Origin of the sequence: Bradyrhizobium sp. STM 3557 (assembly GCF_045571465.1) — a bacterium.
GTDB lineage: Bacteria > Pseudomonadota > Alphaproteobacteria > Rhizobiales > Xanthobacteraceae > Bradyrhizobium.
In genome coordinates this window covers 5190164-5213050 of sequence record NZ_CP120697.1, presented here as the reverse complement: position 1 = coordinate 5213050, position 22887 = coordinate 5190164, and the positions used below count along the sequence as shown (strand labels likewise).

The 22887-nt window shown below is 65.0% G+C and carries 21 protein-coding genes; 7 read left to right on the top strand and 14 right to left on the bottom strand.

Annotated elements, in window-relative coordinates; genetic code table 11:
* Positions 1–17: 17 nt before the first annotated feature.
* Both P6U24_RS23950 and P6U24_RS23945 read right to left on the bottom strand, forming a co-directional pair.
* A complete protein-coding gene (locus tag P6U24_RS23950; RefSeq protein WP_407154947.1) occupies positions 18–1094 on the bottom strand; it encodes a glycosyltransferase family 4 protein in 1077 nt (358 codons plus the stop codon).
* A 134-nt stretch (positions 1095–1228) separates the two neighbouring features.
* Positions 1229–1438 carry a hypothetical protein gene (locus P6U24_RS23945; RefSeq protein ID WP_407154946.1) on the bottom strand — a complete coding sequence of 70 codons (210 nt, stop codon included), beginning with the start codon at positions 1436–1438 and terminating at the stop codon, positions 1229–1231.
* Positions 1439–1703: 265 nt separating this feature from the next.
* On the opposite strand from P6U24_RS23945, the gene P6U24_RS23940 reads away from it, so the two are divergent.
* The gene (locus tag P6U24_RS23940; RefSeq protein ID WP_407154945.1) at positions 1704–2222 is read left to right on the top strand and encodes an inorganic diphosphatase; all 519 of its coding nucleotides are present in this window, start codon (positions 1704–1706) and stop codon (positions 2220–2222) included.
* 54 nt (positions 2223–2276) lie between these two features.
* On the opposite strand, the gene P6U24_RS23935 is transcribed toward P6U24_RS23940, so the two are convergent.
* Positions 2277–2651, bottom strand: a complete 375-nt coding sequence (locus P6U24_RS23935; protein ID WP_407154944.1) for a YciI family protein — start codon at positions 2649–2651, stop codon at positions 2277–2279.
* A gap of 167 nt (positions 2652–2818) precedes the next feature.
* Here P6U24_RS23935 and P6U24_RS23930 point away from each other — a divergent pair, with 167 nt between their 5' ends.
* Positions 2819–3484: an HAD hydrolase-like protein gene (locus tag P6U24_RS23930; RefSeq protein WP_407154943.1), complete on the top strand. Its 666-nt coding sequence runs from the start codon at positions 2819–2821 to the stop codon at positions 3482–3484.
* 59 nt (positions 3485–3543) lie between these two features.
* On the opposite strand, the gene P6U24_RS23925 is transcribed toward P6U24_RS23930, so the two are convergent.
* On the bottom strand, positions 3544–5085 hold the full coding sequence (locus P6U24_RS23925) for a L,D-transpeptidase (RefSeq protein WP_407154942.1): 1542 nt from the start codon (positions 5083–5085) through the stop codon (positions 3544–3546).
* A gap of 148 nt (positions 5086–5233) precedes the next feature.
* Positions 5234–5548: a DUF1428 domain-containing protein gene (locus P6U24_RS23920; protein ID WP_407154941.1), complete on the bottom strand. Its 315-nt coding sequence runs from the start codon at positions 5546–5548 to the stop codon at positions 5234–5236.
* A gap of 206 nt (positions 5549–5754) precedes the next feature.
* Between P6U24_RS23920 and P6U24_RS23915 the strand changes: the two genes are divergently transcribed.
* The 3 genes from P6U24_RS23915 (at position 5755) to P6U24_RS23905 (ending at position 8577) form a co-directional block, all read left to right on the top strand.
* Positions 5755–7719, top strand: a complete 1965-nt coding sequence (locus P6U24_RS23915; protein ID WP_407154940.1) for a DEAD/DEAH box helicase — start codon at positions 5755–5757, stop codon at positions 7717–7719.
* A gap of 203 nt (positions 7720–7922) precedes the next feature.
* Positions 7923–8210 (top strand): type II toxin-antitoxin system ParD family antitoxin, encoded by a 288-nt coding sequence (locus tag P6U24_RS23910; RefSeq protein WP_407154939.1) that lies wholly within the window; start codon positions 7923–7925, stop codon positions 8208–8210.
* 7 nt (positions 8211–8217) lie between these two features.
* On the top strand, positions 8218–8577 hold the full coding sequence (locus tag P6U24_RS23905; protein ID WP_407154938.1) for a type II toxin-antitoxin system RelE/ParE family toxin: 360 nt from the start codon (positions 8218–8220) through the stop codon (positions 8575–8577).
* 352 nt (positions 8578–8929) lie between these two features.
* Here P6U24_RS23905 and P6U24_RS23900 read toward each other — a convergent pair whose 3' ends face one another.
* Positions 8930–9589, bottom strand: coding sequence for a peroxiredoxin (locus P6U24_RS23900; protein WP_407154937.1), 660 nt, complete (start codon positions 9587–9589; stop codon positions 8930–8932).
* A 365-nt stretch (positions 9590–9954) separates the two neighbouring features.
* On the opposite strand from P6U24_RS23900, the gene P6U24_RS23895 reads away from it, so the two are divergent.
* Positions 9955–10527, top strand: a complete 573-nt coding sequence (locus P6U24_RS23895; protein ID WP_407154936.1) for a hypothetical protein — start codon at positions 9955–9957, stop codon at positions 10525–10527.
* Positions 10528–10704: 177 nt separating this feature from the next.
* Here P6U24_RS23895 and P6U24_RS23890 read toward each other — a convergent pair whose 3' ends face one another.
* The gene (locus P6U24_RS23890) at positions 10705–12555 is read right to left on the bottom strand and encodes an alkaline phosphatase family protein (protein WP_407154935.1); all 1851 of its coding nucleotides are present in this window, start codon (positions 12553–12555) and stop codon (positions 10705–10707) included.
* A gap of 206 nt (positions 12556–12761) precedes the next feature.
* Between P6U24_RS23890 and P6U24_RS23885 the strand changes: the two genes are divergently transcribed.
* On the top strand, positions 12762–13253 hold the full coding sequence (locus P6U24_RS23885) for a ferritin-like domain-containing protein (protein ID WP_407154934.1): 492 nt from the start codon (positions 12762–12764) through the stop codon (positions 13251–13253).
* 14 nt (positions 13254–13267) lie between these two features.
* Here the strand turns inward: P6U24_RS23885 and P6U24_RS23880 are convergent, their stop codons facing one another.
* The 7 genes from P6U24_RS23880 to P6U24_RS23850 form a co-directional block, all read right to left on the bottom strand.
* On the bottom strand, positions 13268–14521 hold the full coding sequence (locus tag P6U24_RS23880; RefSeq protein WP_407160565.1) for an arsenic transporter: 1254 nt from the start codon (positions 14519–14521) through the stop codon (positions 13268–13270).
* A 2-nt stretch (positions 14522–14523) separates the two neighbouring features.
* Entirely contained in the window at positions 14524–15828 is a 1305-nt protein-coding gene (locus P6U24_RS23875) for an MFS transporter (RefSeq protein WP_407154933.1), read from the bottom strand.
* 42 nt (positions 15829–15870) lie between these two features.
* Positions 15871–16524 (bottom strand): hypothetical protein, encoded by a 654-nt coding sequence (locus tag P6U24_RS23870; RefSeq protein WP_407154932.1) that lies wholly within the window; start codon positions 16522–16524, stop codon positions 15871–15873.
* 41 nt (positions 16525–16565) lie between these two features.
* On the bottom strand, positions 16566–17264 hold the full coding sequence (locus P6U24_RS23865) for a hypothetical protein (RefSeq protein WP_407154931.1): 699 nt from the start codon (positions 17262–17264) through the stop codon (positions 16566–16568).
* A gap of 145 nt (positions 17265–17409) precedes the next feature.
* Entirely contained in the window at positions 17410–18729 is a 1320-nt protein-coding gene (locus P6U24_RS23860) for a sigma-54-dependent transcriptional regulator (protein ID WP_407154930.1), read from the bottom strand.
* Entirely contained in the window at positions 18714–20165 is a 1452-nt protein-coding gene (locus P6U24_RS23855; RefSeq protein ID WP_407154929.1) for a sensor histidine kinase, read from the bottom strand. Before P6U24_RS23855 ends, P6U24_RS23860 begins: the two co-directional genes overlap by 16 nt.
* Before the next feature lie 121 nt (positions 20166–20286).
* Positions 20287–22752, bottom strand: a complete 2466-nt coding sequence (locus P6U24_RS23850; RefSeq protein ID WP_407154928.1) for a PAS domain S-box protein — start codon at positions 22750–22752, stop codon at positions 20287–20289.
* Positions 22753–22887: the final 135 nt, after the last annotated feature.

Below are 22887 nucleotides of genomic sequence, written 5' to 3'. Positions count from 1 at the left end.
TCCGCGATGCCGTTCCTTTACGTGCCTGACGGCCGTGGTTCGAACCGGGGCGCTTGGCCTGCCGAAGCCTTGGTTGCGGCGAGCTCGCGGTAGCGGTCTTCGTACTGCCCCGCCATGCGGCCCACCGAGAAGCGCTCTTCGAAGCGGGCCCGCACCTTTCTTCGATCCAGCCGGCCCAACTCGCCGATCGCCCTCACGGCCTCATCCTCGCTCGCGACGACGAAACCGGTCAGGCCGTCCTCGATGACTTCGGGAACGGAGCCGGACCGATAGGCAATGACAGGAGTCCCGCAGGCGATCGCCTCGATCATGACCAGGCCGAAGGGCTCCGGCCAATCGATCGGAAACAGCAGGGCGGCGGCTTCGGCCAGAAAAGGCTGCTTCTTGGCGTCGTCAACCTCGCCGACGAGCCGGATGGTCTCGCCATCGATGTGAGGCTCCAGCCGCTTCTTGAAATAGGCGGTTTCGGCGCGCGGGATCTTGGCGGCGATGCGAAGGGGCATGCGGGCTGCGTGCGCGATGCGGATGGCATCCTCCGGCCCCTTCTCGGCGGTCAGACGTCCGAGAAACGCGAGATAGGATCCCGGCTTGTCGCTTGGGCGAAACAGATCCATCGGCAGCCCATGCTGGATCGTGTCGATCCAGTTGGCCTCCGCCAGCGGCAGGCGCTGATGATCCGAGATCGAGACGAATGGGGCGGTGGGAAACTGCCGCAGCACGTCGGGCAATCCAGGCAGATCCAGCCGTCCGTGCATCGTGGTCAGGAACGGCACATCGAGGCGACTAAGCAACGGCAGGTGCAGCCAGTCGATATGCGCGTGGATGACATCGAAGTCTTTCGCGCGTCTTGCGATCGCCTCCAGCAGCATCGCGCAGGCGGCGTTGGGATCCGCACCCTTTCGGCCCAGGCGCAGCGCGCGGGGCCAGACCGGATGCAGCCTGGCCTTGGTCCGAGAATCGCCGCTTGCAAACAGAGTGACGTCGTGACCACGTTCGACCAGCTCGTCCACCAGCCAGGCCACCACGCGCTCGGTGCCGCCGTAGAGCTTCGGAGGTACGCTCTCGGCCAATGGGGCGAGCTGAGCGATGCGCATCGGACGCACCGATCAGGCCGGAGCGCGCAGAGCCGGCGCGATCGTCGTCAAGGACAGATTCGAAATCGCGAGCGGCATCCGATCCAGCCCCGCGCTATCGGAAGCTTCCCGGCTGACGAGCCCGCTCATGACTCTCACCATTCGTCGCTGGAGAGCTGCTCGAGATAGCCGATCCCGAAGCCCGTGAGCTCTTCGGCATCGCCATCGCGCGCTTCCCATCGCCTTTGCAGATGGCGCTCCAGGAGACAGCGGCGCGCGTCCGCGGCATCGACGTCGCGGTGCCTCGTCCGATAGACGGACCAGGCGGACTCCACCGCTATCCGTAGCGGTCCGTCATCGACCATTCCTCAGCTCCCAGATCGCAACACATGCCGGACGAGAACGCGTCCATGCGGTGGAAGTTTCCGGTTTTTCCCGGAAATCAGGCGGACGCCGGGGGCGCGACTCATTCCTGTCTTGGCCAGCAGCGTGCGATCGGAACGTTTTTCCGCTTCCGCCGGTTTCCTCTCAGACAGTGACGATGGTCGCGCGGGCGGACCTAAGCAACTGCCGGCCCGGCGAACGGCCGGGCATCACGTCGCCTACGGTTTCGCAGCACGGACACGCGAGATGACGAACCTTCTGAAACTCCCGACCTGGACCGACGATGAACACGTCCTTACCGTCGTCGAGACGCCGCGCGGAAGCACCTGCAAGCTGGATTTCGACCCGGAGCTCGGCGCCTTTACCCTCGCCAAGCCTTTGATGGCCGGATTGAGCTATCCGTATGATTGGGGCTTCATTCCCTCGACCAAGGCCGAGGATGGCGACCCGCTTGATGTCCTGGTCATTCACGACGCCCAGACCTATCCCGGAGTGGTGCTGACATGCAGGCCGATCGGGATTCTCGAGGTCGAGCAGAAGAGCAACGGCAAGACGGAGCGGAACGATCGTGTCTTCGCGGTGCCCGATCGCTCTCCGCTGGAGGCCGATCTCAAGGACATCCGCGATCTCCCGTCGCGCGCCCGCGACGAACTCGAAAAGTTCTTTGTTGCCACCGATGCCCTCGAAAGCAAGGAGCTGCATTTCCTGGGCTGGCGCGGTCCCAAGCATGCGGCCAAGACCATCAAGCGTCTTTCCAAGACGTAGCCGGTGGGGCGATCGGCGCTGCGATCGGCGCCGGCGCCGTCCTTGGCGGCACGCTCACTGTCGTTGGAAATCGGCCGTCGCGTAGAGCGGGCGGATTTCGATCTCGCTCGGTCCCGGCATCGGATTGGGACAGCGCTTGACCCAGGCGACAGCCTCGTCCATGTCCTTGACGTCCCAGAGCCAGAAGCCCGCGACCAGCTCGCGGGTCGCCGTGAAAGGCCCATTGATGACCGCACGGTCGGTGCCGTCGAATGCGATCCGCTTGCCTTGGGAGGAGGGCTTGAGGCCGCCGGCCATGAGCAGGATGCCCGCCTGCCGCAGCTCGTCATTGAAGCGGCCCATCGCCGTCATCATCTCGGTCGTCCAGGGCTCCGGGAATTCCCCCCTTTCACTATGGTCGGTCGCCTTCACGAGCACCATCACACGCATCGTCTGTCTCCTTGGTTCCGGCCGGCCGCATCGGGCGGGCATCGGAACGACGAATGGGGTTCGGGGAGACCGACATCATCAGGCGGATTTTTTCACCCGCTGAGACATTGACGCGGAGCTTTCCTGCGCCGCATCGACGGCTCAGCTTGGACCGCTAGGGTTCGAACATGTCCTCCATCCGCTCTGTATTGCTCGACCTCGACGGAACGTTGATCGACTCCCAGCCCGGCATCGTCGCGAGCAGCTTGGCAGCACTGCGCGCGCTCGGACATGGTCCTGACGAAGCGCTCGATATCAAACGCTTCATCGGGCCGCCTCTCGAAGACATGTTGCGGGCCTTGCTGCACGCGTATGGAGACGACCGGGTGGAGGAAGCCGCGGCGGCGTATCGCCGGCACTACGGCGAAAGCGGCCTGTTCGGAAGCGAGCCTTACCCTGGCATCGGCGATGCGCTTGCCGAGATGCGGCGTGCGGGACTGCTACTCTATCTGGCCACATCGAAGCGCGACGTGTTTGCGCGGCGTATCCTCGAACACCTCGAACTGGCACCCTATTTCGACGGCATCTATGGGTCGGTGCCCGGCGGGGCGCTGGACCATAAGCCCGAACTGCTTGCCCATATCGTATCTGAACGCGAGATCGACGCTTCGCGCAGCCTGATGGTGGGAGATCGCCGGCACGACATTGCCGGCGCCCACGCGGTTGATATGCGCGCGCTCGGCGTGCTCTGGGGCTACGGCAGCCGGGATGAACTCGAAACCGCCGGCGCAGACCAGTTGGTGGAGCAGACGGCCGATCTTGCGCGCACGGTCATATCAATGCTGAACGGATAGCTTCCGTTCAGGATACTTGGCATTGCCCGCGTCAGGATATCAGCCAGCCGTGTCGTGCCTCACCAGGACGGCCACCAGTTCGGCTGCGCGGGTCGAAAATACTGGCCGCCGCGCCGGCGGGCATAGGTGGTCTGAGAATCCCAGCTGCGCTGATAGAAGGAGGTGGATGCGCCGTCGTACGAATCGTCGCCGCTCACGATGTTGATATCGGCCGATGGCTGGCGCGTCTCGAAACCACCCTGGGGCTGGTTGCTCAGCACCGCGACGAACTCGGTGCGATAGTTGGTCTCGGTGGAGAGCGGCTCGTCCGAGATGATGATCGAGGAGCGCGGCAAGGCGGTCGGCGCGATGCGGTCCAGCACCTCCTGCGGGATGGTGATGCGGTCGAGCGCGTCCTTGGCATTGTCGCCATTGTCGATCGTCACCACGCTCCAGCGCAGGCCGGCACCGCTCTGCGCCATCGCGGTAAAGATGTGAGTGCCGATCGGCCTGTTCGGATCGCGGATCGTGACCGGGACCTCGATGCTTGCGTCGAAGACCTCGCCGCCGCCATCGCGTGCCGGCTTGTGCGTGTCGCGCCGCACATAGAGCCTCTGGGTGGCGCGGCTGATATAGACGGACACCGGCTCGAGCGCGAGCCTGGCGTCTGTCGCCGCCTTGGCGGTTTCGGCCTTCTTGGCGTCGGCCGCCTTGGCAGCCTCTTTTGCCGCAGCGGCAGCATCGAGCTTCGGCTTGGCATCGGCCTTGGCGCTGTCGAGCGCCGTGCTGGCATCCGCGGCCTTGAGGGCTGCCTTCTGTTTCAGGTCCTCCAGACGCGCCCTGGCCTGGTCGGTCTTGGCGGCGGCGAGCGCCTTGTCGAGAGAGGCGAGATCGGCATCGGCGCGGGTCTTCGCCTTCTCCAGCTTGCGCAGCGATACGGTGAGCGCCGTGGTGTCGCGCGCCGCGTCGGCCGCAGCCCTCTTGGCCTCGTCGGCCGTCATCGCTGCCTCCGCAGCCGTTCTGGCCAGCGCCTCGGCACGCCCGGAGGCGGCCGCAATCGCGTCCGGTTTGGGCACGAGCAGCGCCGGGTGCGAAAACTCGACCGGGGCTGGATCGTCGGGCGCAATGATCACCCGCATCCCGATTCGCGTCTTGTTGAACAGGTTTTCTGCAAAGCCATAGGGCATGCGCACGCAGCCATGCGAGGCCGGATAGCCGGGCAGCGGTCCGCCATGCAGCGCGATGCCGTTCCAGGTGAGGCGCTGCATGTTGGGCATCCAGGCATCGTCGTAAAGGGTCGAATGGTGGTCCTTGTCCTTCTCGATCACGGCGAAAACGCCGGCCGGCGTCTCCCGCTCCGTGACGCCCGTGGAGACCGGCGCGCGGAAGATCCAGCCATCGGCGTCGTAGAACGTGACCTTTTGGGTCTTGATCGACACGATCGCCATGATCGGCTCGCCTGCCGGGCGCGGCGCCGTGGCCTCGACTGCGTGCGCGGGGCGCTCCTGTCTGGCGCCGGCGCCGGTGGTCAGCGCAGCCATCGCGGCCAGCGTCACGATCGCTGCAAGCCCTCGAGGTCGCATCGCTCCGGTGGATTGCAGCGCCGTCAGTCGATTGTCCATGTCATGTCCTGAGTGAGTGCCTGTCCGCGCCTTCCAGCAATCGCGTGTCGAATCGCAACCTATATGCCGGCCCCGGCATTTGCGTGAAGTGACGCGATGTCGCCTCACCGAAACGGCCGGGTGGCCCGTCAGGTTCCGCCGTCGCGGCTCATTCGCGTCCCATCGTATAAAGCGGTGCGAAACAGCCAAGGATGAGGCGCTTGGGATCGAAGGGCATATCGCCCGGCATCTCAAAGCGGGTGTCGCTGCGCATTTTTCGCTCGGCGGCGTCGAGGGTCGCCTTGTCGGGCCATATTTGCCATGAGAAGACGATCTTCTCGCCATGCTTCGCGTCGACAGCGCGGCGGAAGTCGGTGGTCTTGCCGGTCGGCACGTCATCTTCCCAGGACTCGACGATCTCGATGCAGCCATATTCCCGGAACAGCGCCGCCCCGTTCTCGGCCCATTGGCGATAGGCCTCCATCTTCTCTTCCGGAACGGGAATCACGAATCCTGCGACATACATGCTCACGCCTCCGCATCATGGTTCAACGAGCATAGCACGGGGCTCGTCGCGGATTGGCCGCTTCGGGCCGGGGCATGGTGATTTGGCGCACTGTGGCGTAAAGCGAACCGAATCACGCTGCGCGTGCGGGCCGCTAAGCCCGCATCATCAAAGGTTTCCATTCCTTGTCATTTCCGATCACAAATCCGCCGCTCGTCCGAGCTTTGGCCGAGCGCGGCTACGACCAGCCAACCCCGGTTCAGACAGCGGTGCTGGCCGACGAGGCCGTTGGCCGCGACCTTCTCGTCTCGGCCCAGACCGGCTCCGGCAAGACGGTTGCTTACGGGCTGGCCATTGCAAGAGATATTCTCGGCGAGGCCGAGCGGTTCGAGCCTGCCGCCGCACCGCTGGCCCTGATCGTCGCGCCGACGCGCGAGCTTGCCCTGCAGGTCCACCGCGAACTCGCGTGGCTCTATGGAGACGCTGATAGCCGCGTCGTCTCCTGCGTCGGCGGCATGGATCCGCGCCGCGAACAGCGCGAGCTTGCCGCGGGCGCGCATATCGTCGTCGGCACGCCCGGCCGCCTCTGCGATCATCTGCGGCGCGGCCGTCTCGACATCTCGGAGCTGAAGGTCGTCGTGCTCGACGAGGCCGATGAAATGCTCAATCTCGGCTTTCGCGAGGACATGGAGTTCATCCTCCAGACCACGCCCGCGACCCGTCGCACCCTGCTGTTCTCGGCGACATTCCCGCGCGGCATCGTGGCGCTGGCCAAGCAATATCAGCAGCATGCGTTTCGCATCGAGGTCGCGGGCGACGAAGGTGGGCACGCCGATATCGAGTATCGCGCCATCCGGATTGCGCCTGGCGATGTCGAGCACGCGGTCGTCAACGTGCTGCGCTTCTACGAGTCGCCGACCGCGATCGTGTTCTGCAATACGCGAGAGGCGGTCAGGCATCTGCAGGCGGCGCTCCTGGAGCGAGGGTTTTCCGTCGTCGCCCTGTCGGGCGAATTGACGCAGAACGAGCGAACCCAGGCGCTGCAGGCGCTGCGCGACGGACGGTCCCGTATCTGCGTGGCGACCGACGTGGCGGCGCGCGGCATCGACCTCGCCAATCTTGATCTCGTCATCCATGCGGATCTGCCGAATGATGCGGAGGTCCTCCAGCATCGCTCCGGCCGCACCGGTCGCGCAGGCCGCAAGGGCGTCAGCGTCCTTTTGGTGCCGCCTGCACGGCGACGGCGCGCGGAATTGTTGCTGGATCAAGCGGGCATTGACGCGGTCTGGGCCACTGCGCCGCAGGCCGATGAGATCCGCAAGCTCGATCACGAGCGGATGCTGCGAGATACTGTCTTCACCGAGGAGGCGACCCCGGACGATCTGATCCTGGCGCAGGCGCTGCTTGCCGAGCGGTCGCCGGAGGACATTGCCGCGGCGCTGGCGCGACTTTATCGCGCGCGGCTGCCTTCGCCCGAAGACATTCTCGATCCAGGCGAGGGGCGCGAGCGGACTCGCGACGATCGCGGCCGTGATAAGGAGCGGGCGTCCCGTGGCGATGACCGCGCGTCGGCTCTCCGATCGAAGCTCGGAAAATCGTCGTCGCGCCACGGCATAAGCGAGGCCAGCGTCTGGTTCCGCGCTGCCATCGGGCGACGGAAGAATGCGGAAGCGCGCTGGCTGCTGCCGATGATCTGCCGTCGTGGTGGCATCGACAAGCGTGACATAGGCGCCATCAAGATTTCCGACACCACGACCGAGTTCGAAATCGCCGAGCGGGTCGCGGAAGTCTTTGCCGCCAATATCCGGCGCCCAGACAAGGAAGACAACATCCGCATCGAGCCGCTGACGAATGAACCATCGGGGCGGGCGCCTTCTGACAAACGACCCTATGCCAGCAGGAGCGATGCCGGCGGTAACGATCCTGGCGCACGTCCACGCGGCAAGTCGCGTGACGAGACGGCACCGACGCAACGTGGCAAGCCGCACCGCGACAACAAGCCGAAGTTCACCGGCGAGGCTGCGTTCGGGAACAAGAAACACCGGAACAAGGCTGGCCCCGCCGAACACAAGCAGGCGTTCAATGCGCCGCGCGGGAAGAGCGGAAAAGCCGCAAACGGAAGGAAGCTTCGGAAGAAACCGCGCGGGTGATCTTCGCCAGACAAGTGTGGAGAGTACCGAAAGGTAGGGCGTCGCCTCGGAGACGTATCGCGCCGGCCCCGGGAGCACCGGTCGCGGATCGGCTGACGCCGCGTGGCTGGCTCAAGGCGTCGAGCAGCCAACGCATTTGCGGGCGCGAGATCTCCATGGCATCACGTGTGCTCCACTGATCGCTTGACGTAATGGATGCACCTATGGCGACTCGACACGTCGTACTGACAGACCATCAGGAAAAGGTCATTCAAGCCCTGGTCGACTCCGGCCGTTATCAAGACGCGACCGAGGTTCTTGGCGAAGGCTTACGTCTTGTAGAACAGCATGCGGCTGAAGAAGCTACAAAGCTCGAAGGGCTACGGGAGGCTGCCCAGGTCGGATTCGGCGCGCTGGATCGCGGCGCGTTCAAAGAGTTCGATAGCATCGAGCAACTGCAGGACTATCTGAACGGCGTTTCTGAAAAGATCATTTCACGCTTGGCCAAATGAACAGGCAATGGCCAAGCAGAAGTGGCGCGTTCGTCTCGGTGCTGTCGCAGAGCTTGATTTCGCGAACATCCTGAAGTGGACAGCCGAAAACTTCGGCGCGCGACAGGCGCGGGTTTATCAGGATACGTTGGTTCGGGCGATCGGTGAGCTTGCGAGCGCCATTGATGTCGCCGGGTCAAAGATTCGGGACGATATTTCGCCGGGACGCCGCACTCTTCATGTTGCTCGTCACGGCCGACGCGGACGGCATCTTCTTCTGTACCGCAGCGATAAAAGGGGATCATCGAAATCGGCCGTATCCTTCACGACCGGATGGACTTCCAGCGTCATTTGCCGCCGCTTATGGACAGTGATGAAGAATGAATGAGGTGGCGCAGCGGTCAAACCGACGCTACTAAATTGGGAGTCATTCCAGGGCAGCCCGCGCGACAAAACAACGGCGCCGTTTTGCGCGGAGGGCTGAACCCGGAATCTTGCGTCATAACCTCTGGATTCCCCGATGCGCAATTGCGCATCTGAGGTTCGCTCGCTGGCGAGCGCCCCGGAATGACGATCTAAGGCGGCGGAGGCGCCCCCTGCGATATCGCTTGATAATCGCTCGACAACTTCGCGATCCCGGGTTCGCGCCTTCTGCGCAAAATGGCGAAGCCATTTTGTTGTCGCGCGGCGCGCCCCGGGATCGCGTTTCGAGCCAAACTCGAAACGTCACTTGCGTGAGATTATTTCGGCTGCGGGACGATCCGGATGTAGGGCTTGGGTGCCTTCCAGCCCTGCGGATAGATGCCCTTGGCCTCGTCGTCGGACACCGAACCTGCGATGATCACATCCTCGCCTTGCTTCCAGTCGGCCGGCGTCGCGACGCGATGCTTGGCGGTGAGCTGCAGCGAGTCGATGGCGCGCAGTATCTCCTGGAAGTTGCGCCCTGTGGTCATCGGATAGACCAGCACCAGCTTGATCTTCTTGTCCGGTCCGATGACGAAGACATTGCGGACGGTCTGGTTGTCGGCCGCGGTGCGCTTGGCCGGGTCGCCGGAGACCGCGGCGGGCAGCATGTCGTAGAGCTTGGAGACGTTGTAATCGGTGTCGCCGATCATTGGATAGTTCGGCGCAGCGCCCTGGGTCTCCCGGATGTCCTCCGACCAGCCGTGGTGCTTGTCCACAGGATCGACGGAGAGGCCCATCAGCTTGACGCCGCGCTTGTCGAACTCCGGCTTCAGCTTCGCCAGCGCGCCGAGCTCGGTGGTGCAGACCGGCGTGAAATCCTTCGGATGCGAGAACAGCAGGGCCCAGCTGTCGCCGATCCAGTCGTGGAACCTGATGCGGCCTTCGGTGGTTTCGGCCTCGAAATCCGGGGCCACAGCGCCAATCGGTAGTGCCATCTGATCACCTCATGTCTTTTTAGTTATGGATAAATTCTTTCCAGCCACTATAGGAACGAGCTTGAAAAAAGGGAACGGTGGCTCATAAAAGAGAATAGCGTTCTCCGCAATTCAAATGTTCCAACAAGTTCTTTTGAGCGGGCGGGCTCTCGCGAAATATCCGTAAGACTGCTGCCTGCCCAGATTTCGCCATGTCCACGTCCCACCACGCCGCCCTCGCGGGCAAGGCCCGCGAACCGTGACAGAGGCTGCTGCGACATATCGGCAACCCTCTCAAAAGCGAGCGATCACGGTTTTGAAGTGTTAACCGCTCGTTCACGTGCCGACCGACATGGTGGGTCAACCCAGCAACTGAGAACTGAACAATGTCTGCCTTTGCACTGAAGGTCGTCGATTCCGTCGACGTCCTGGAACCGACCTGCTGTGATACCGCGGCCTCGATGCTCGCGATCGTCCGCGATGGTGTGATCACCGGTGAGGGCCCGACCACGGGCGGGCGCGTCCATTTCTCCCGCGTGCTCGATGCGGATGATGCAGCCTGGTGCGCGCGCATCCTGACCGCCGCTGCCGTCAACGATCAGCCAGTCAGCCGTGCCGAGGCCGAAGCCCTGTTCGCGATCAACGAAGCCGCGACCGAGCGCAGCGACGAGGGCCGGTTCGACGACCTCTTGGCCAAGGCGATCGCTCATCACGCGGCGTCCGCCTCGGGTCTGCCGGTGCCGCCGCGCAGTGTCGCGCTCGCAGCCGAAACCGCCATCGAGAGCTGGGCGCCCGCCAACGCGCGCGGCGTCAACACCGATATCCTGGAGTGGGTGGCAAGCCAGATGCGCGGCAAGCGGCTGTCCAATCGCGCGCTGGTGACGATGGTGGCGACACTGGTCGGCGTGACCGCGCTGCCGCTGGCGCAGCTGCCCTACATGATCGATATCGGGATGTGAGTCCTTCACCCTCCCCTGGAGGGGGGGGGTGGGGTGAAAGTGCCACCATTCGGTTCGTGCCGCTCACCCCACCCCGTCTCACATTCCGCTTCGCTTCATGTGAGCCGACCCTCCCTCCAGGGGAGGGTCGGTCCTCACCTAGCGAGGCGGACGTCCTATTTGGTTGAGCGGCGGGGATCACTTCCCCGCCGTTTTCTGTTTGGCGCTGTCGTCATCGAGCCCAACGGTGCGGCCGGGGAAGCCGGCGGCATCGAAGTAGCGTTGGCCGCCCACGCGCTGCAGCTTCAGCACCGTGCGCAGGCCGCCAGCCGCGTCCGAGCGGATCGTCTCGGAAACAGCCTTCGGCGTCTCGCCGTTGGGCATCGCCTCGGTCATGACGCGGCCGAGCAGCTTGCCATTCGGCTTGGTCTTGAGATCCAGCAGCTTGGCGGCGGTGGCGCCGACGTCGGCGTTGCTGACGGGCAGGGCGTCGGCATAGCCGGCCTTGAAGTCCGGACCGATGGCCGCCATGAAGTTCATGGTGTCGCCGCGGCCGAACGAGCCGTGCATGCCCTGGCCCTGACGCAGCACGGTATCGGCGACCTCCACCGAGCAGTTGGTCGGGACGTCGCATCCTTCGACGTAAGAGCGGAAGTTCACCACGATCGATGGCGTCGGCGTTGCGGCCTTGCCCTTGAGATTGATCTGCGACAGCGGCAGCGTGCCCGGAATATCGCCGAGCGCATCATCGACGAACAGGCCGGAGACGTAGTCCTGCGCGAGCAGCGCCTTGACGGTGCGCGCGGCGAGCTTCTTGTCCTGGTTCGGCAGATAGATCAGGTCCGAGCCGCCATTGGTGGCGACGACGAGATCCGGCTTGGTCGGGTCCTTGCCGAGCAGGCCATTGCCGGCCTTGGGATGGGTGCCGTCCTTCACGGCCGCGTTCTTGTCGTTGGGATCGAACAGCGGCAGGTCGAGCGCCTTGGCGAGATCGAGCGCCAGGAAGCCCATGGGGAGAAAGTCCTTCGGCGTGTCATCGTAGGAGACCTTGGCCGAGGGGCTGGTCTTGCTCTCCTTTGAGATCGTCGAGAAGCCGTGGTCGGCCGAAACGATGATGTTGGTCGTCGCAGCGAGGCCGAGCTCGTCGAGCGCCTTGCGCAGTGCAGCCAGATTGTCGTCGGCGTTCTTGATGGCGGCCATGCTGGTCGGCCCGTTGATGCCGGGCGTGACCGTGTTGAGGCTGTCGCCCTGGTTATGCTGGCTGCCGTCGGGATCGCGCGACCAGAACACCAGCACGAACGGCTTGTTGCGGGCCTTGAACATCGGCAGCACCACTTTCGCCGCGACCTCGGCCATGTAGGCCTGCTGCGCGACGTTCGCCGATGTGGTGCCGGGGGTCTTGGCATCGCCGGCCTTGCCGTTGTCGCCGCGCGGTGGCGTGGTCAGCGGCAGGCCGGCTTTGGTCAGCGCGTCCTTCATCTCCTCGCTGAGCGGCACGCCAGCCTTGCCGCCGGTGGCGTCGTCGATCACGATCGATGACGAGGCGCCGGGCTTGCAGGGACGGGCGGTGTGGTCGAACAGGTAGGTCGGGCCGAGCTTGCCGATCGCGGCGGTGGAATAGCCAGCCTTGCGGGCGAGCTTCAGGATGGTCTCCTCGTTGAGATAGTCGCCGTTGAAATGCTCGTCGACGTCGCCGAGCACGGCGTCGTTCTCCAGGAAGGGCACCACCGTGTCGCCGGCCGGCGCGGAGGTATAGCCGGTCCAGATCGTGTTGGAGAAGGTGCCGCTGTCGCCAAGGTAGTGGCCGGTCGACATCGCCGAGCCGTTGGCCATGGTGAAGGTCGGAAACAGCGAATGCGAATTCTTGAAATTGACGCCCTTGTCGCGAATCGCGGCCATGGTCGGAGCGGTCTCCGGCGTGATCTTCAGGGCGCGCAGACCATCGGGGACGAACAGGATGAGATTGTGCGGGGTCGCATTGTCGGCGAACGCCGGTCCGGCCGACCACATGGTCAGTCCGGCGCACAGCGTGAGCAGCGAGCGGCGCATGAAAAAGCTCCTAAAGGAAGGGGGCGCATCGGCCGGGAAGCCGGCCAGGTCGGTTTAGTTTTGCTGCATGACAGGATTGTTACAAGGGCCGCGACGATTGCTCCAGCTGCAAAATGGCGGCGATCGGCCTCAGCGAAACGCCCGCGGACACTAGGAACCAGCCTCATACTTGCTTGTTGTCGGCTTACAACAACAAGGAGAAGGCCATGGCTGAGAAAGACCTCAATGAACTCTTCCTCGATACCCTCAAGGACATTTACTACGCCGAGAAGCAGATCCTGAAGGCGCTGCCCAAGATGGCGAAGGCGGCGCAGTCGGAGAAGCTCGTGCGCGCATTCGAGAAGCATCAGGATGAGACCGAGGGCCAGATCGAACGTCTGGACCAGATCTTCGAGCTGATCGGCAAACCGGCGCGTGGCAAGAAGTGCGACGCGATCGAGGGCATCCTCGACGAGGGCAAGGAGATCATGTCCGAGTACAAGGGCACGCCGGCGCTCGACGCAGGGCTTCTGGCCGCCGCGCAGGCCGTCGAGCATTACGAGATCTCGCGCTACGGCACGCTGAAATCCTGGGCCGCCAAGCTGGATCTGAAGCAGGCGATCAAGCTGCTCGACCAGACCTTGAATGAGGAGAAGAAGACCGACGAGCTCCTGAGCAAGGTCGCCGAGAGCGAGGTCAATTACCAGGCTGCCGCATAAGGCCAAGCATCCTGTTACCACATCGTCGCCGCCAGCGCTGCGAGCAGTGCTGGCGGCGTGACGATGAGTCCGATTTTCAGGAATTGCCAGGCGGTCACGTCGATCTTCTCGCGCCGCAGCGCGGTCAACCAGAGGATGGTCGCAAGCGATCCGGTGACCGATATGTTGGGACCGAGATCGACACCGATCAGGATCGCGCGAATGACAGACTGCGGCAAGTGATCGCTTGCGGCCACCGATCCCGCCACGAGGCCGACCGGCAGATTGTTGGCGATGTCGGTCAGAACAGCGGTGGCAAGCCCCGCCACCCAGGCCGCACCCGCAGGCCATTGTGCGACCGCCTGGCCCAGCAAATCGCTGAGCTGGCCGATCGCGCCGACGCGCGATAACGCCTCGACCATCACGAACAGGCCGGCGACCAGCGGCAGCACGCCCCAGGAGATGTCTTTCAGGATCGGCCAGGGCGACTGCCGGCCGATCAGGAGGATCGCGGCGGCCGTGACCACGCCGCAAATGAAGGTCGGCAATCCCAGCGGGACATCGAGCGCCGAGGCTGTCAGCAGCACCAGCGCGATCGCGACGATGCCGAAGGCGGCGAAACGGCCTTCGCGGCTCAGATGCGGCCTCGTCGCGTCCGTTCGCAGCCGCTCCTCGTTCAGCCGATGGCGCTGCGTCAGTCGGAGCGCGGCATAGGTCAGCACGATGGCGGCGAGCGAGGGAAGGGTGAACTGCCGTAGCCAGTCGGTGAGCTGCGGCATCCGCTCGCCGAATACGACGAGATTGGCGGGATTGGAGATCGGCAGCACGAAGCTCGCGGCATTGGCGATGAAGGCGCAGATGAAGAGATAGGGCAGCGGCGAGGCGCCGGCGGCGCGAGTCGCGGCATAGACCGCCGGCGTCAGCACGATCGCGGTGGCGTCGTTGGACAGGAACGTCGTGACCAGCGTGCCGACGGCATAGACCAGCAGGAACAGCCGCTGCGGTGAGCCATGTGCATGCTCCACCGCATAGGCCGCGAGATAGTCGAACAGGCCTTCGCGGCGAGCGAGCTCGGCAATCAGCATCATGCCGATGAGGAACAGATAAACGTCGACGCCCTTGCGAATGCCGGTGAGCGCATCGCCGGCCGGCAATAGGCCGAGGGCGACCAGCGCGATGGCGCCTGTGATGGCCCAGATCGCCTCCGGCCATCGCAACGGCCGGATGATGACACCGGCAGTGGCTGGAATGATGATGCCGAAGGCGAGGAGGGTATCGTGCGGGGGCAGGGTCACGGGAGGTCTTGGATGCGGAAGTTCATGCTGCTGGGAATAGCGGAAGGGCGCGGCGTTGTCTGCCGGCTTCGCGCGTGTTGATCGCCGGTGTCCGGGAGCAGGAGCCAGCACACCGCAAAGCCGATCGCGGCGACGGCGCCGAGCGCCAGGAAGGCGGCGCTGTAGCCGGCGTGGACCACCACGATCCCGGCGAGTGCCGTCGAAAGCGCGGCGCCGACGCTCTGTGCCGTGATGACAGCACCCTGGGCGACATTGAAGCGGCCGGTGTTGCGCATGAGGTCGGCGACGATGACAGGCATGATCGCGCCGAAAATGCCGGCGCCGATGCCGTCGAGCAGTTGCACCGCGACAAGCCAGCCTTTGACATCCGACAAGGTGTAGAGCACGGCGCGCAGCGGCAGGATCGCGAGCGCCGCCAGGAAGAAGCGCTTGTGGCCCCAACGGTCGGCCCTGGCGCCGACCAGCATGGCCATCGGCGCCATCACGATCTGCGCGGCGGCGATGCAGGCGGACATCAGGCTGGTGCCGAGATTCCTGTCCTGCAGCGCGAGCTTCTGGCCAACCAGCGGCAGCATCGCCGCGTTGGCGAGGTGGAACAGTGCGACACAAAGCGCGAAGATCAGGAGAGGCCGGCAGGTGAGGAGGATACCGAGCCCCGAGGGTTGCTCGGCCCCTTTGCCGTCCTGGCCCTGACCATGTTCATGCAGGCCACGCGCGAGACCATGGTCGATCGTGCGTTCGGGGATCGCGAGCACGCTCGCGATGCTGCCGAGCGACATCGCCGCCAGCAGATAGAACACCGCGGAGGGGCCGAGCGCATAGGCGGTGCCGCCCGCAAGCATGGCTGCGACCGCGTTGCCGGCATGGTTGAAGGTCTCGTTGCGGCCGATCCTCCTCGTGAAGGCGCGATGGCCGACCACCCCGAGCGAGACTGCGGCGAGCGCCGGTGGAAAGATCACGCCGGCGGCATGCGCGATGCCTTGCGAGATCACGACCGGCCAGAAGCCGGACATCACCGGCAGCAGCAGCGAGGCCAGCGTGACGATGATGGCGGCCAGCACCATCACTTGCCGCTTGGCTCTGGTCGCATCGACCAGCGCGCCGGCCGGGGTCTGGGCCAGCATGCCGGCGAAGGTCGCGATCGACATCACCACGCCGATCGAGGCTTGGTCCCATTTCTGCTCGGTGAGCAGATAGATCGCGAGATAGGGGCCGAGGCCGTCGCGCACGTCGGCCAGGAAGAAATTGGCGGCATCGAGCGCATGTTTGGCACGTGCCTTGATGATTGCATCCTGCGACATGACTGGTCTCGGTCCCTTGATTGCTCGCTTCGGCCGCCGGTCTCAGGCGTGCGCGTCGTGCTCGTGCTTCGGCTTGTGCTTGTCCTTTGGACCGTGCTCCGGCTTGGGATCATGCTTGTCCTTCGGTCCTGGCTTGCCGTGCTTCAAGGGCTTGAGGGCAGCCATTTCGTGACCTGCCTCCTTGGCCTGGATGACCCGGCCGAAACGCGTCTCGATCCCGTCGCCGCGCACCGCCAGCTTGCTGTCCGCGACGAGCAGATCGGCGATCTCCTCGGCCTCCTTGGGCCCGATCCGCATGATCGTGCCATCGGCGAGCAGCGCGCCGCGCAACTCGCCCTTCGGGCCGAACAGCGCTAGCCGCACCGTGCCTTCGACCTCCATCTTGCGATGGGCATGATGCGGATGCTCGCGCGCGTGATCAGGTCCGTCGTCGACGATGCGCCGGCCGTCCTTCGTGGTGACGGCGACAGCCGCGAGCAGGTCCGCGCCGCGTGGCTTCACGCCGTGAACGCTCACGCAATCGCCAGGTTTTACGTGGCGCGTAAGCTCCTCTTCCAAATGCGGCGGCGTGTGCACGACAATAGCCGTGGCCTCGCGCGTCATCACGAATCCGTCGACCTCACCATGGGGGTTGAGGAGGAAGCGCTCGACCGTTCCGCTCGCTTCGGGCAGGCTGTCGGGGTCAATCCAATGCATGTTGTTCTCCTATGTTTCGCGCGATTGTTGGATGGATAGGCTCAGCCGCGCGGAGGCGGCGGGGGCGGCGGACCAAGCCGGTCAGGCCCGCGCTTGGGTCCACGCGGTGGGGGCGGGCCTTCGATCTCGGTCAATCGATCCGGTGACGTCCCTATGGACCGGACATCCACCAGCTTGCCGAGCGGCGTCTCCAACAGGTCACCGCGGATCGAGATTGCTTGTCCAGGACGCAACCAGTCGGAGAGACGATCCGCTTCCGCTGGCGGCAGACGCAGCTCGGTCCCATCTTCGAGCAATGCGCCGTTCACCTCGCCGCGCTTGCCATGCAGAAGCGAGGCGATGTGGCCGCTGATCGTCCGGTCCGCGGTGCGGCTTGCCGGGCCATCCGGCGGACCGTTGTCGACCACGCTCTTGCCGGTCGCGACGTTTGTCACCGAGCTTGCGTCGACGAGCGGAATCGCGCGGGCACGCAGGCCGCGGATCGATACCTCGTCGCCGGGACGGATCGCGAAGACCACCTGGGCAGTCAGATGAGGGGGCAGTTTCACCTCGGTCCCGTCGCTCAGGATGAGACCGTCGACGTCGCCGCGCGGCGTCAGCGTATATTGCTTGACGGTGCCACGGGTCTCCGGCAGCTGCGACGCATCCCACATCGCGTCGGTTGTCTGTGAAAAGGCCGCGCCTGCACTGAGCCCTGCGCCGGCGACCAGCAGCGCAGCCATCATCCTGGTTGATGTCATGTCCAACTCCTTTGATCGTTGCGGACAGCAAGTGCTTCGCAACGGCCGTGCCAGTCGGGCACGTGCGGAAAATCAAAGGGTTGTCTGTGGACGAGCGTGGCCAGCCGTCAGCTTTGATGACGGAGGCCGTCGGATTTCCAGACGGTCAGTCCTCGGCCAGGCCGTAGCGCTGCATCTTGGCGTAGAGCAGCTGTCGATTGATGTTGAGGCGACGCGCCGCCTCAGTACGGTTTCCGGCGCAGGCGTCGAGGGCATGGCGGATCATACGCGCTTCGAGCTCTGCAACCGCCGCCGGCAAGTCGCTGGATGGAACAGCCCCGTCGTTCGCCCATGTCTCGTCTCCTATGACGAGATCGTCGGCTGTGATCATCGGACTGCGCGTCAGCACGCAGGCACGCTCGATCACGTTCCTGAGCTCGCGCACATTGCCCGGCCATGAATAATGACGAAGCTTCTCGGCCGCAGCGCGGGTGAGTTGCGGTCGCGGTCGGCCGTGCGATGCCTGTGACAGGAAGTGCTCTGCGAGCGGCTCGATGTCGTCCGTGCGCTCGCGCAGCGGCGGCAGCTCGATCGGCACCACGTTGAGCCGGTAATACAGATCCTCGCGGAATTCGCCTGACGCAACCAGCTTCGCGAGGTCGCGGTGGGTCGCTGCCACGACGCGCACGCTCACTTGCGCCGGCTTGCCGCCGACCGGCGTGATCACGCGCTCCTGCAGCGCGCGGAGGATCTTGGCCTGCATGGCGAGCGGCATGTCGCCGATCTCGTCGAGAAACAGCGTGCCATTGCCGGCATCGCGAAAGGCACCGGCACGATCGCTGCTGGCGCCGGTGAACGAACCTTTGACGTGGCCGAACAGCTCGCTTTCGAGCAACTCTTGCGGAATCGCGGCGCAGTTCACCGCAACGAAAGGAGCGCGGCTGCGATGACTGTGGACGTGCAAAGCGCGCGCAACTAGTTCCTTGCCGGTGCCGGTCTCGCCCCGGATCAGCACGGTAGCTTCGGCATCGGCCGCAAGCCCGATCTGCTTCTGAACGCGCCGTATCGCCTCGCTCGTGCCAATCAGACCTTCGGCCGTGCTTGTGGTCTGGCCCGAGGTGCCGGTGGCGCGCGGCGGCAGCCGCTGCAGCAGCGAGCTCAACGTGTCGCGTCCGATCGGCTTCACCAGATGATCGAAGGCACCAAGCCGCATCGCTTCGATGGTGTTTTCCGGGCTCGCATAGGCGGTCAACACCACGACCGCCGGTGCATCCTCGCGTGCGCGAATACGCCGGAGCACTTCGATTCCGTCGATGCCTCCGGGCATGCGCAAGTCGAGCAACACCGCATCGGTGTCTCGCGAGATGGCGGCCAGCGCCTCGCGGCCCGAGGCGGCGGTGCGAACCGCATGACCGAGATCGGTCAGCGTTTCGGCCAAGCCTTCGCGCAGGGCCGCATCATCATCGACGATCAGGACGGTTGCCATGGCAGATCGATCTCGAAACGAGTGCCTGTTTGTGTGCTCGCAAGCTGCGCATCGCCGCGATGGGCACGCGCGATCTCGCGTACGATGGCGAGCCCAAGGCCGGTGCCTTCGGCGCGCGTGGTCACGAAGGGCTCGAACAGGCGATCCCTGATGTCAGCGCTGACACCGGCCCCGGTATCTGTCACCCGCAACAGCAAGCGGCTGTCGCGCCTGATCGCCTCAATGACGATGTCGCCGCCGACAGGCGTGTTCTGAATGGCGTTCAGGATCAGATTGTCGAGTGCGCGCTGCACTTGTGCCGGATCGAACTGCGTGCATCGATCGGCGGGCTGGTCGGTCTCGATGCGCAGCGTTAGACCTTTCTTGTTGGCAAGATCGCGATGGGCTTCGACCGTCGTGTGCAGAAAGGCGGAGAGATTGACCGGCCGCAGCTTCGGCGCGCCGGCATGGGTCATTGCGAGCAGGTCCCGCAGCAGTGCATCGAGCCGTGCGACCTGCTGCAGAATCGATTCGAGCGCGGATGTCTTGCGAGCCTCGTCGCGCGCGGCGAGCGCGTTTTCCGCTTTCAATCGCATAGCTGCGATCGGATTGCGGATTTCATGCGCCAGGTTGGCCGATAACCGTCCGACTGCGGCGAGCCTTTCCGCCGCTGCCGCCCGCCGCCGCTCCGCGGCAAGCCGGTCGCCGGCGTCGTTGACGGCGTCGACTAGCCGGTCGAGCTCGCGCTCGCCGGTGTGCGGCAGGTGCGGAAGATCGATCGCGTCGTGCGGCTTGCCGAGCGTCGCTTCGAGCAGGCCGATGCGATGTGACCAAGAATAGAGCACCCAGGCGAGCCACAGCGCCGAGCCCAGGATGGTCAGCGCCAACACGATCAGCCCGGCGAGCAGATGGTTGTAGGCCGGCCCCTGCGCCGTCATCGCCCGCGTCATGGTCCAGGCCGTCAGGTTCTGCAACGGACCGGGCAGCGGGCAGGCATGCACGATCAGGATCTGCGATCGGCCAGGCTGCCGGATCAGCGCAGGGCGGCCGCCTTGAACGGCTTCGGCGTTGACCTGCCGGATCGTGTTCAGCTCTGCGGCAGGAAGGTCGGTCTTGGGGCCGGTGCCTTCATAGGAGGGAAATGCGTAGGCGAGCGAGCCGGCGTCGGCCTGCCAGATGCCGCCTTCGACGCCGGGCTCATTGGCGAGCGCCATCTGAACCAGCGCGACCAGTTCGTGCTTCAACTGGTCATCGATCGCTGCACCGTGCCAGCCGGCGACAAAGAATTGGTATCGGTCGGCGATGTCGCGGCAGCCGCGCAGCACAACGTCCTCGGCGCGTGCGACGCGCGCCTGCGACGATTGCTCGAAGGAGGCGAGCAAGAGGTAAGCCGTCGCCGCACCGGAGACCGCCAACATGATCCATAGGGCAGATAACCGAGAGCGAAGGGAGCGCATCAGGGCTTCCGCTCAGAAAAAAGCTGCTGCGATGAACCAGCCAGCGGCTCGGGCGCGGTGCCGCCCGGAGGAGAACGCCTGGAGGACAAGCTTGGTTCCGCCGCTGGAACGCGCTGCGCTGTCATCGCGGGAGCGGCGCCTTGTCCGCCATGGCCTTGCGGAGGATGCGCGAGAGCGATTCCACCGAATAGGGCTTCTTGATCAGCTCGAAGCCGTGATGGGCGTTCTCAGCCAGCACATGGCTGTAGCCCGAAGTCAGCACCACCGGCAGGCCGGGATAGCGGTCGCGGATCAGGCCGGCGAGCTCGAGGCCGTTGATGCCGGGCATGATCACGTCGGAGAAGACGAGGTCCACGGCGAACTCGTCCTCGGCGAGGATCGTCAGCGCGTCGGTCGCGCTGGCAACGCGCCGCACGACATAGCCGAGATCCTCCAGAAGCTCGGTCGAGAAACGGCCGACCTCGTCATTGTCTTCGACGACCAGCACGCGATAGCCGCGGCCGATCGTTGCGGGCTCGTAACGCGCAGCGGTCGCGTGGGCTTGCGGCGGCGGCTTTGCCGCCTCCGGCAGATAGATCGTGAAGGTGGCCCCGAGGCCAAGCCGGCTCGACACCGCGATGTCGCCTTCGGATTGCTTGGCAAAACCGAAGGCCTGGCTGAGGCCGAGGCCGGTGCCCTTGCCGACCTCCTTGGTGGTGAAGAAGGGTTCGAAGATTGCAGTGAGATGCTCGGGTGCAATGCCGGTCCCGGTGTCCGTCACCGAGACGGCCATGTAAGCACCTGGCCGCGCCGGCTGGCCGCGCAGCGCCGGGATGGCGTCGACCTTGCGGACGCCGATGGCCAGGCGGCCGCCGCCATCCATTGCGTCGCGGGCATTGACGGCGAGGTTGATGACGGCGGTCTGGAACTGGGCGATGTCGGCGAGCGTAAACACGCCAGGGCATTCGACCTCGACGTCGATCTGGATGCGGCCGCCGACCAGCGGCCGGATCAACTGGGCGACGCTCTCGACCTGCTCTCCGACGTCGAACACCTGTGGCGTCAGCGGCTGGCGGCGGGCGAAGGCAAGCAGTTGCGCCGTCAGCTTCGAGGCGCGCTCCACCGTCTCGGAGATCGCATCGACATAGCGGCGGCGCCGCTCCTCGGGGAGATCGCGGCGGCGCAGGAAATCGGTGGCGGAGCGGATGATGGTGAGCAGGTTGTTGAAGTCGTGGGCGACGCCGCCGGTGAGCTGGCCAACCGCCTCCATCTTCTGTGCCTGCCGCAGCACCTCCTCGCCCTGGATGCGCTCGGTGATATCGACGGCTTCGGTGATGACGCCGGTGGTCGCGCCATGCTGGTCATGGAGCGGACGCATCGCGAACTCGAAATGGCGCTCACCAATCGGCAACTGCAGGCGCATCTCGGTCCGGAATGGCGCGCCCTGGAGCACCGAGGCGAATGCGGCGCGGATCTGGTCCGGCATGCCCTCGGTCCCACCGAACCAGGGCGTGTCCCAGAATGGCTTGCCGATCACCGCAGCGGCGCCGCTGCGGATGCCGGCGAGCGCGATCTTGTTGGCGTGGAGCACGCGGCCCTCGATGTCGAGAATGCACTGATACTGGTTGCTAGTCTCGAAGATCGCACGCATCCGCGCTTCGTTGGATTGGAGCTGCGCGGTGCGCTCCCGGATGCGCTGCTCCAGCGTCTCGTTGACGCGGCGCAGCTCGATCTCGGCCTGCTTGGCGACGGTGACGTCGTGGGCAACACCGATAAAGCCGATATGGCGGCCGGTCGCATCCCAGCGCGGCTGGGATTCCGAGCGCAGCCAGCGCCATTCGCCGTCGGCGCGGCGATAGCGCGCCTCCAGCACGAACGGCTGGAGCGAGGCTTCGCCTGACATCGATTCCATCACGATGCGCTCCAGATCATCCGGATGCAGCACCTTCCGCCAGTCGAACACGATGGCTTCCTCGAAAGGCATCCCGAGGAAGTCGAGATAGGCTTGGTTGGCGAAGGAGCGGGTGCGGTCGAGCTTGGTCACCCAGATCGGCACCGGCGCGCTGTTGGCGATCAGGCGGAAACGCTGCTCGCTTTCGCGTAAGGTCTCCTGCGCCAGCATCTGGTCGGTGACATCGATGTGCGCGCCGACCAGCCGCAGCGCCCGGCCATTGCGGTCGCGATCGATCCGGGCGACCACGCGGATCCAGCGCATCTCGCCGTCGTTCGGACGAATGATGCGGTATTCGGCTGTGTAGTCGTCGTCCTTGCTCTTGATCGCGTCGATGAAGCGGCGCTCGGCCTGCACGCGATCCTCGGGATGGATTCGGCGAAGCCAGTCCTGATGCGTCTCGTGCTCCGCTTCCGGCGGCAGGCCGTGGATCATGAGGTATTCGGGCGAGCGACGGTTACGAAAACCTTCGCGGAGATCGACTTCCATGCCGCCGACCCGGCCGATCTGCTGGATGCGCGCCAGCTCGGCCTCGCGCTCTTGCAACGCACGATAGGCCTGGTCGCGGTCGCGCGCGACTTCCTCCAGATGCTGGCGCAGTTCGGCCGCGGCTGCCGTTTCGGCGGTCGGGTGGTCGCTAGCGTCCGGACTATTCATGGGCACCTTTGGCGTTGAAGCCAAGACGAAAGCCTGGGCTCGCGCAAGGCACAAGCCTTGAGCGCCGGGCCGGATCTGACAGCGCGGGGCGGGCGTGATGCAGGATGCTCGGCGGAGATCGCCACACTTCGAGCA